Source organism: Lachnoclostridium sp. An14, from assembly GCF_002160755.1.
In the GTDB taxonomy this organism is placed as follows: Bacteria; Bacillota; Clostridia; order Lachnospirales; family Lachnospiraceae; genus Lachnoclostridium_A.
Window position 1 is genome coordinate 80,824 of record NZ_NFLE01000016.1, and the last position, 9,091, is coordinate 89,914.

The window sequence follows — 9,091 nt, forward strand, 5'->3', positions numbered from 1 at the left end:
TATGCGTATTTGAAATCCATATAAAAAATGATATAATTCATCAAAAAACCATCCGGAACGCAGGAAAAACTGCCGTTTCTCGTTTCTATTATAGAGGTGACCGGCGCGGCTGGCAACAACCTTTTGGAAGAAAGGATGCGCGCCGGCCCTGTTTGTGATAAGATAGGGGAAAAAGGCGCTGCCGCAGGCGGCGGAAAGGAAATGGGATGAAATTACTTCATTTGTCGGATCTCCATCTGGGAAAGCGGGTCAACGAGTTTTCCATGCTGGAGGATCAGGAATATATATTAGAAGAAATCCTTCGCGTACTGGACGGGGAGCAGCCGGACGCCGTCCTCATCGCCGGGGATGTGTACGACAAACCGGTGCCTCCGGCGGAGGCGGTGCAGTTATTTGACAAATTTTTGACAAAGCTGGCAGCGAAAAACACCCAGACCTTCTTAATCAGCGGAAACCACGATTCCTCGGAGCGGCTGGCCTTTGGGGCCAGGCTGATGGAGGGGAGCGGAATCCACATTTCCCCGGTGTACGGGGGAGAGGTGAAACCGGTGGAGCTGGCGGACGAATTCGGGCCGGTGCGCGTTTATCTGCTGCCCTTTGTGAAACCGGCGTCGGTGAAACGGTTTTCCCCGGAGCGGGAGATCGGCAGCTACACCGAGGCGGTGGCGGCGGCTGTGGATGCCATGGACCTGGATCCCGCCGTGCGAAACGTGCTGGTGACCCACCAGTTTGTCACCGGCGCCTCCCGGTCAGAGTCGGAGGAAATTTCCGTGGGCGGCTCCGACAACGTGGACGTTTCTGTCTTCGACGGCTTTGACTACGTGGCCTTGGGCCATGTCCACGGGCCCCAGAACATCGGCTCGGAGCGGGTGCGCTACTGCGGGACGCCGTTAAAATACTCGTTTTCCGAGGTAAAGCACGCAAAGTCGGTGACCATAGCGGAGTTGGGGAAAAAGGGGGAGCTGACGGTGCGCACCGTGCCCCTGATCCCAAAACGGGACCTGGCGGAGATCAGAGGAACCTACATGGAGCTGACGGCAAAGGCCTTTTATGAAGGGAAAAACAGGGAAGACTACTATCACATCACCCTCACCGACGAGGAGGACATCCGGGACGCGGTGGGCAGGCTGCGGGTGATTTATCCCAACCTGATGAAACTGGATTACGACAACCTCCGCACTCGCTTGGGCGGCCGGGTGGAGGTGGCGAGACAGGTGGAGAAGAAAACGCCTTTGGAGCTGTTCGCGGAATTTTACCGGAAACAGAATAACCAGGATATGAGCAGCGAGCAGGCCAGCCTGGTGGAGGGGCTGATCGAGAGCATTTGGGAGGAGGAGCCATGAAACCGGTACGTTTGAGAATCTCCGCTTTCGGGCCATACGCCGGGGAGACGGAGCTGGATATGACAAAATTGGGAGAACGGGGGCTTTACCTGATCGCCGGGGACACGGGAGCAGGGAAAACCACGATTTTTGATGCCATCACCTTTGCCCTCTACGGGGAGGCCAGCGGCGGAAACCGAGAGCCGTCCATGCTCCGCTCCAAGTACGCGGATCCGGTGGTGCCCACGGAGGTGGAGCTGGAATTTTCCTACGGGGGAAAGCGCTATACTGTGAAACGGAACCCGGAGTACGAGCGCCCGGCCAAGCGGGGCGGCGGGATGACGGTGCAGAAGGCGGATGCCGTTTTCACCTGTCCAGACGGGCGAGTGGTGACGAAACTAAAGGATGTGAACCGGGCAGTGCGGGAGCTTTTGGGGGTGGACCGCAGCCAGTTTTCCCAGATCGCCATGATCGCCCAGGGGGATTTTATGAAACTGATCCTGGCGGACACGAAGGAGCGGCAGTCCATTTTCCGGGAAATTTTCAAAACCGGTTACTATCAGCGGTTGCAGGAGCGGCTGCGAGAGGAAACCAGCCTCCTGAAGGTCCTCTGCGACGGGGAAAAGGCCGGGGTGGCCCAGTATATCGACGGCATCCAGGCGCCGGACGGGCCAGGAAACGAGACCCTGGCGGCGGAGACGGAGCGGGCGCGGGCCGGGGAACTGCCGGTGGAGGAAGTGACGGAGCTGATAGAACAGATTTTAACCGCCGACCGTGAGGAGGAAACGAAACTGGAGCAGGCTCTTGGGGAAAATGAGAAAGCCCTGGATACGGTGCAGGAATGTCTCCGCCAGGCCGCGGAGCAGAAGAAACTCCGGCAGACCCTGGAACGGGAGCTGGAGGCCAGAAATCACCGCGCTCAGGCTCTGGAGGAGCAAAAAAACGCCCTGAAGCGGGAGGAAGAAAAGGAGCCGGAGCGTCAGGCCCTGGAGCGGGAGCTGGCAGCCCTGGAGGCGGAACTGCCGGGATATGACCGGCTGGAGGAGCAGCTGGAGCGGATCCGGCGGGAGATGAGGGACGCCGCCGCGGCCGGAAAGCGAAAAGAGGAGCTGGAGCAGGACGCGAAAAACCAGCTGGCACTCCTGGAGGCATGGAAAACGGAGCAAAAAGGGCTGGAGGACGCCGGGGAAAACCAGGAGCGCCTGGCAGGTGAGCAGGCTCAGGCGGAGACGGGAAAACGCGGCCTGGAGAGCCTGCTGAAGGATGGGAAGAATCTTCGCGGCTGCGAGGAAACCCTGCGGGCCATTCGCTCTGACCAGGAGGCGATGGAGAAAAAACGGGCTCTGTGCCGCCAGGAGCAGGATAAGGCGGCCAGAGAGATCGCCGAACGAAAGGAAACCATAAAATCCCTGGAGGGGGCGGAGGCTCTGCGGGCCAGCTTAAAAGGCCGCCTGGAGGCGGAGGAGAAACGGCTGGGGGAGCTGTCAGACTTACAGGGGGATTTGAAAGAGTACGAAAAATTGCTGAAGGTGTACCGGGATTCCGCCACAGTCTACCGCCAGGCGATTATGGAGCTGGATCGTAAGACCAGGGTGTGCGGCCAGATGGAGCGCCTGTTTTTAGATGGCCAGGCGGGAGTGCTGGCGGAGACCCTTGAGGAAGGAGAGCCCTGTCCCGTCTGCGGCTCCCGAAACCACCCGGCTCCTGCGGGGAAAGCCCTGGAAATGCCGTCGGAGGCGGAACTGGAGCAGGCCAGGCAGGACCAAGAACAGGCCAGACGGATGGCGGAGAAGGCCAGCTCCGTCACCGGAGCCAGGAGAGGGGCGGTGGAGACGAAAGGCGAGAACGTCCGCAGCCGCCTGGAAAAGCTGATCGGCCTGCCCCAGACTGAGCAGAGGACAGAGAACGGGGCAGATCAGGACGCCGCGGGAGAGACAGCGTTCCGAGGGCCGTCATCCCGGGAATCGTCATCCCGAGAATCATTATCCCAGGAATCATCATCCCAGGATATGGCATCTACGAATACCTCGCCCCAGGATGCCGGAGAGCGAAAACCCATGTCCGCCGCCCAGGCGTCCCAGCTTTTGGCAAACGCCTGTGAGGCCAGCAGGAAGGAGCAGCAGGAGCTGGCGGCCCGCATAAGGGAGGCGGAGGAGACCATCCGCCGGAGAGCCGCGGAGGAACAGAGCCTGAAGCGTCTGGAGACGCAGGCGGAAACCCTGCGGCAGGAGGAAATCCGTTTAGCTGCCCGCCTGGAGGAGATTCAGGGCCAGAAGGGAACAGCAGAAGGGCAGGCCGCCCTTTTGAGAGAGAAGATCGCGGCCCAGGGACAGGCCCTGGGGCTGTGGGATGGGAAGGAAACTGTGGATGGAGAAACTGCCGTTACTGCTTTTTCCGGTGTTGCTGCCGTTCCCGATGTTTCCACCATTCCCGATGTTCCCACCGTTCCCGATGTCCCCGCCATCCTCACCTCCGCCGCCCACCGTCTGGAAACCATCACGGCGAAACTGTCCGCCCTGGAGGAGCGCATTCGCGGGGAGCGGGAACGGGCCGCCAGGAAACAGGAGCTGGGAACCAGAATCCCCGCCCAGGAAACCGCCTGCCGTCAGGCGGAGGAACGGCTTGCGGCCGCCGCCCGGGATATGGCTGCCGCCGAAAGCCGCCGGACGGAGATGGAGAGCCGCCTCACAGAGCTTAAGGCCGACCTTCGCTGGCCGGGGAAACGCCAGGCTCTGGAGCGGGCCGCCGCCGCGCGGGAGAGCATCGCGGCGGGCAAACAGGCCCTGGAGCAGGCCAGAACCCGGCTGGAGCAGGAAAACCGGGAGCTGGCAGGCCTGGACGGCCGGATCGCCCAGTTAAAACAGCAGCTATTGGCAGCCCCTCAGACAGACGAGACGGCGGCGGAGGAGAAAAAAGCTGCCCTTACCGCAGAGCGGGCCGCCCTTTCCCAGAGGCAGAAACTCCTCTTTGCCCGCGTCCGCTCCAATCAGTCCGCCCTGGAAAACATCCGCGCCCGTTCCCGGAGCCTGGCGGAGCTGGAGAGCCGCTGGTCCATGGTCCGCGCCCTCTCAAACACCGCCAACGGCAGCGTCAGCGGAAAAGAAAAGGTGATGCTGGAGACCTACATCCAGATGAACTATTTCGACCGCATCATCGACCGGGCCAACACCCGTTTCATGGTCATGAGCGGCGGCCAGTACGAGCTGAAACGGCGGGAGCGTGCGGAGAACAACCAGAGCCAGAGCGGCCTGGAGCTGGACGTCATCGACCATTACAACGGCTCAGTGAGGAGCGTGAAAACCTTATCCGGCGGCGAGTCCTTCCAGGCCTCTCTGTCCCTGGCCCTGGGCCTTTCCGACGAGATCCAGTCCATGGCCGGGGGCATCCGCCTGGACACCATGTTTGTGGACGAGGGCTTTGGCACTCTGGATGAGGAGGCCCTGCAGCAGGCCATCCGCGCCCTGGCGGGGCTGACAGAGGGAAACCGCCTGGTGGGAATCATTTCCCATGTGCCCGAGTTAAAAGAGCGGATCGACCGCCAGATCGTGGTGACAAAGGACAGAGCCGGCGGCAGCCGGGCGGAAATCCGCGGATAAGAGGAAACCGAAACCACGGCGTCCCTTTTGCTCCCGGCAAAGGCCCGCCGCGGCGCGCGCCAAGCGCCCCCTTTTTTATGTCACAGGAAACTGCGTTCCCTATGACACAAAAGCCTCCGGCGGGAGGCGCACTTCGCGCAGAGGAATATGGCTGCTGACGCAGCCGCGCTCCGGCGCGAGTGTGCGCTGTTGCGCACACTTTTTTTAAAATCGAAAAACAACAGAAAGGAACCATTCCAAATGGATACAAATCACATCACAGCAGACCTCCCGGCCAGGATCCGGGACGCGGAGCGGGTGCTGGTGGGCCTGGGCACCGAGTGGGGCGCCGGTTCCGGCCGGGACTTAAAGCCGGCCTACGAGGCCCTGGCAAAGCTCCTGGAGGGAAAAGACTACTTTATCGTGACGGTAAACGTGGACGGGCAGATTTACGATTCTCCCCTGGACGGGAAACGGATCACCGCCCCCTGCGGCAATCTCCACTGGTATCAGTGTCAGGCGGCCTGCACCACGGACATCTGGGAAGAAGGGGAGGTGGCGGACGGGAAATGCCCTCACTGCGGCGCCCCTTTAATCCCCAATACCATAGAGGCGGAGCACTACATCGAGGAGGGATACCTCATCAGCTGGCGGGAGTACACCGCCTGGCTGTCCAGAACCTTAAACCGCAGGCTGGAGGTGCTGGAGCTGGGAGCGGGCGTCCGGATGCGGGAGCTGCAGGTGCTGCGCTGGCCTCTGGAAAAGACCGTATTTTTTAACAATAAGGCGCATATGTATCGAATAAATGAAACATTTCCCCAGATTTCCGACGAAATCCAGACGAAGGCGGAGGCAGTGAAAGAAAATTCCGTGGAATTTGTAGAAAAACTGTGATAAAATGTTACAAACTGTGAGATTCATAGATATTTGACCCTTTGATACCGGATTGTCAAACCGTCAGACGCTCTCCCGCGGGCAGACCCCGCGGCGGAGGTTTTGGCCCTTTGGCCCGGTATCCTGAGAATGACAAAAGATGCGAGGAGGAGACCACATGGGGGCTATCAGCAACGATTGGCTCGGCCCGATGAGCGGCGAGTTCAAAAAGCCTTATTACAGGAAACTTTATGATACCGTATTGCAGGAATACAGGACAAGGCAGATTTTTCCCGATGCCAACGACATTTTCAACGCCTTTGAGTTTACCCCCCTTTCCAAGGTGAAGGCGGTGATCCTGGGGCAGGATCCCTACCACAACGTAGGCCAGGCCCACGGCCTCTGCTTTTCCGTGAAACCGGATGTGGAGATCCCGCCGTCCCTGGTAAATATTTACCAGGAGCTGCACGACGATCTGGGCTGCTACATCCCCAATAATGGCTATCTGAAAAAATGGGCTGACCAGGGCGTTATGCTCTTAAACACAGTGCTCACCGTCCGCGCCCACCAGGCCAACTCCCACCACGGCATCGGCTGGGAGGAGTTTACGGACGCGGCCATCCGGGTGTTAAACGAACAGGACCGTCCCATCGTCTTTATTTTGTGGGGACGTCCGGCCCAGATGAAAAAGACGATGTTAAACAATCCAAAGCATCTGATCCTGGAGGCGCCCCACCCCAGCCCGCTGTCCGCCTACCGCGGATTTTTCGGCAGCCGCCCCTTCAGCAAGACCAATGATTTCCTGGTGAAGAACGGCGTCGCGCCCATCGACTGGCAGATCGAGAATATTTGAGACAGAATGGAGAGGGATTGCTTATGAGTTTTATTGAAGTGTTGAAGGTGCTGGTCTTAGGCATCGTGGAGGGATTTACAGAATGGCTGCCCATCAGCAGCACGGGACATCTGATCCTGGTGGATAAGATCGTGCAGTTTAAGCAGCCGGAAGAATTTGTCAATATGTTTAAGGTGGTGATCCAGCTGGGAGCCATCCTGGCGGTGCTGGTCATCTATTTTCACCGGCTGAACCCCTTCAGCTCCAGGAAAAAACCGGCCCAGAAACGGGCTACCCTGCGGCTGTGGATGAAGATTGTGGTAGCCTGCCTGCCGGCGGCGGTGTTCGGCCTCCTTCTGGACGACTGGATTGACGCGGTGCTTATGGACAACGCCTACGTGGTGTCCGCCATGCTGATCCTCTACGGCGTGCTGTTCATCCTGGTGGAAAACAGGAACGCGGGGACGGCGCCCCGGGCCCAGAAGGTGGGACAGATTTCCTTCCAGCTGGCTTTATACATCGGCCTGTTCCAGGTGTTGGCCATGATCCCCGGCACATCCCGCTCCGGCGCCACCATTTTGGGAGCCATGGTGTTAGGCTGTTCCAGGGGCGCGGCGGCGGAGTTTTCCTTTTTCCTGGGGATTCCGGTGATGTTTGGGGCCAGCGGCTTAAAGATCGTGAAATATTTCCTGGAAGGAAACAGCTTTACCGGCCCCCAGGTGTTCTACCTGCTCTTTGGCATGGCGGTGGCCTTCGTGGTGTCCGTCTATTCCATCAAATTCCTGATGGGCTATATTAAAAATAACGATTTCAAGTTTTTCGGCTATTACCGCATTGTACTGGGCATCATCGTGCTGGCCTATTTCGGCGTGACGGCCCTGGTGGGCTGAGCCGGCGCCTAAGCGCTGGCTCTCCCCTGGAACCTGCGGGCCAGACGGTCCAAAAGCTCCACGGTTTTCCGGATGTCCCCGTCGGTGGTCTCCGGGTTTAACGCGCAGATGCGCAGCACCTTCTTTCCGTTCAGCTCTGTGGTGAGCACCTGGGCAAAGCCTCCGGCGCTGATGGCCCGGGAGATCTCCTGATTTAAGGCGTCCAGCTCCCGCTCCGGCACGCCGGCAGGGGCAAAACGGAAGTTTACGATGGCCTGGGCGGCGGGGGAAATGATCTCCCAGCCCGGCAGGCTGCGGATGGCGTTCTCCGCGGTCTTCGCCAGATGGCAGCCGTGGTCGATCACCTGCCCCAGAGCGTCCGTTCCCATGACCTGAAGGGTCATCCAAAGTTTCAGACTTCTGGCCGGCCGGGTCAGCTCCGGCCCCAGATCCCAGAAATTCACTTCTCCCTCGCCCACGGAGGCGTCTTTTAAATATTCCGGATGAACTGCGAAACACCGTGCCAGGCTGGATACATCCCGCACCAGCACCGCGCTGCAGCCGTAGGTCTGCATCAGCCATTTGTGGGCATCCCAGCTCAGGCTGTCAGAAAGCTCGATCCCCTTTAACCGTCCGCGGTACTTTTTGGAGACCAGAACGGAGGCCCCGTAGGCCCCGTCCACGTGCATCCAGAGCCCGTATTCCCGGCAGAGGGCGCCGATGTCCTCTAAGGGATCAATGCTGCCGGTGTTGGTGGTGCCTGCGGTGGCGATCACCGCGAAGGGTTTTCGCCCTGCCGAAAGATCCTCAGCCACTGCCTGCCGCAGGGCCTTCATATCCATGCGAAACTCCCGGTCTGTGGGCACCTTGCGCACCTGATCGGGGCGGAATCCGATGATGTGCAGTCCCTTGGCTACGGAAGAATGGGTCTGCTCCGACACGTAGGCCACCGCCCGGTCCCGCTCCTCGTAGGTGAGTTTCCGGTCCCTGGCGGCGGTGAGAGCCGTCAGGTTCGCCATGGAGCCGCCGGACACAAACAGGCCGCCGCTGCCCTCCGGATACCCGGCCAGCCCGCACATCCAGCGGATCACCTCCTGCTCGACGCAGCCCGCCCCGGAGGCGTTGATCCAGCTTCCGGCGTGGGGATCGAAGGCGTTTGTCATCACGTCCCCCATCCAGGAGTACAGGGAAACGGGGCTGGGCACGCAGGCAAAGCACCGGGGGTGCTGCACCAGAGACTGGTTGGCGTACACGTCCCTCATCATCTCCTCAAACACTTCCCGCAGCGGCCGCCCGCTCTCCGGAATCCCCCGGCCCCGCAGCCGCGCCACCGTCTCCTCGTCCGCCTCCGAAAACACCGGCCGTTCCTTCAACCCCTCATAAAACCCCAGAGCCAAGTCCACAAACCCCTTCATCACATCCCCCAGCTCCGCAGCCATTTCCCCTCTGTATATTTCCATCACAAAAACCTCCTAAAAATTCTTGACTTTTCCTGTCCCCCACTGTACCATTAACTCATTCATTTGTAAAATTTATACTTTTTATAAACTACTTAAAAATTTTTTATCAATCCCCCCAAAAAGAAACACCCTTAGCCCCCTGCACCCCTCTACCACCCAC

The 9,091-nt window shown here is 59.7% G+C and carries 6 protein-coding genes; 5 read left to right on the top strand and 1 reads right to left on the bottom strand.

Annotation, left to right across the window (positions count from 1 at the left end; genetic code table 11):
• Window positions 1–206 precede the first annotated feature (206 nt).
• The 5 genes from B5E84_RS10825 (at window position 207) to B5E84_RS10845 (ending at window position 7,492) form a co-directional block, all read left to right on the top strand.
• On the top strand, window positions 207–1,343 hold the full coding sequence (locus tag B5E84_RS10825) for an exonuclease SbcCD subunit D (protein WP_087222580.1): 1,137 nt from the start codon (window positions 207–209) through the stop codon (window positions 1,341–1,343).
• Window positions 1,340–4,918: an AAA family ATPase gene (locus B5E84_RS10830; protein WP_087222582.1), complete on the top strand. Its 3,579-nt coding sequence runs from the start codon at window positions 1,340–1,342 to the stop codon at window positions 4,916–4,918. The genes B5E84_RS10825 and B5E84_RS10830 overlap by 4 nt, the downstream gene beginning before the upstream one ends.
• A 240-nt stretch (window positions 4,919–5,158) precedes the next feature.
• Window positions 5,159–5,791 carry an SIR2 family NAD-dependent protein deacylase gene (locus B5E84_RS10835; protein WP_087222584.1) on the top strand — a complete coding sequence of 211 codons (633 nt, stop codon included), beginning with the start codon at window positions 5,159–5,161 and terminating at the stop codon, window positions 5,789–5,791.
• 157 nt (window positions 5,792–5,948) lie between these two features.
• Window positions 5,949–6,623 (top strand): uracil-DNA glycosylase, encoded by a 675-nt coding sequence (locus B5E84_RS10840; protein ID WP_087222586.1) that lies wholly within the window; start codon window positions 5,949–5,951, stop codon window positions 6,621–6,623.
• A 23-nt stretch (window positions 6,624–6,646) separates the two neighbouring features.
• The gene (locus tag B5E84_RS10845; protein WP_087222588.1) at window positions 6,647–7,492 is read left to right on the top strand and encodes an undecaprenyl-diphosphate phosphatase; all 846 of its coding nucleotides are present in this window, start codon (window positions 6,647–6,649) and stop codon (window positions 7,490–7,492) included.
• Window positions 7,493–7,500: 8 nt separating this feature from the next.
• On the opposite strand, the gene B5E84_RS10850 is transcribed toward B5E84_RS10845, so the two are convergent.
• Window positions 7,501–8,931: a pyridoxal phosphate-dependent decarboxylase family protein gene (locus B5E84_RS10850; RefSeq protein ID WP_087222589.1), complete on the bottom strand. Its 1,431-nt coding sequence runs from the start codon at window positions 8,929–8,931 to the stop codon at window positions 7,501–7,503.
• Between the last annotated feature and the right edge of the window lie 160 nt (window positions 8,932–9,091).

Coding starts and splice junctions, on each gene's coding strand:
- B5E84_RS10825 (WP_087222580.1), top strand. CDS start 207: ATGAAATTACTTCATTTGTCGGATCTCCATCTGGGAAAGCGGGTCAAC.
- B5E84_RS10830 (WP_087222582.1), top strand. CDS start 1,340: ATGAAACCGGTACGTTTGAGAATCTCCGCTTTCGGGCCATACGCCGGG.
- B5E84_RS10835 (WP_087222584.1), top strand. CDS start 5,159: ATGGATACAAATCACATCACAGCAGACCTCCCGGCCAGGATCCGGGAC.
- B5E84_RS10840 (WP_087222586.1), top strand. CDS start 5,949: ATGGGGGCTATCAGCAACGATTGGCTCGGCCCGATGAGCGGCGAGTTC.
- B5E84_RS10845 (WP_087222588.1), top strand. CDS start 6,647: ATGAGTTTTATTGAAGTGTTGAAGGTGCTGGTCTTAGGCATCGTGGAG.
- B5E84_RS10850 (WP_087222589.1), bottom strand. CDS start 8,931: ATGGAAATATACAGAGGGGAAATGGCTGCGGAGCTGGGGGATGTGATG.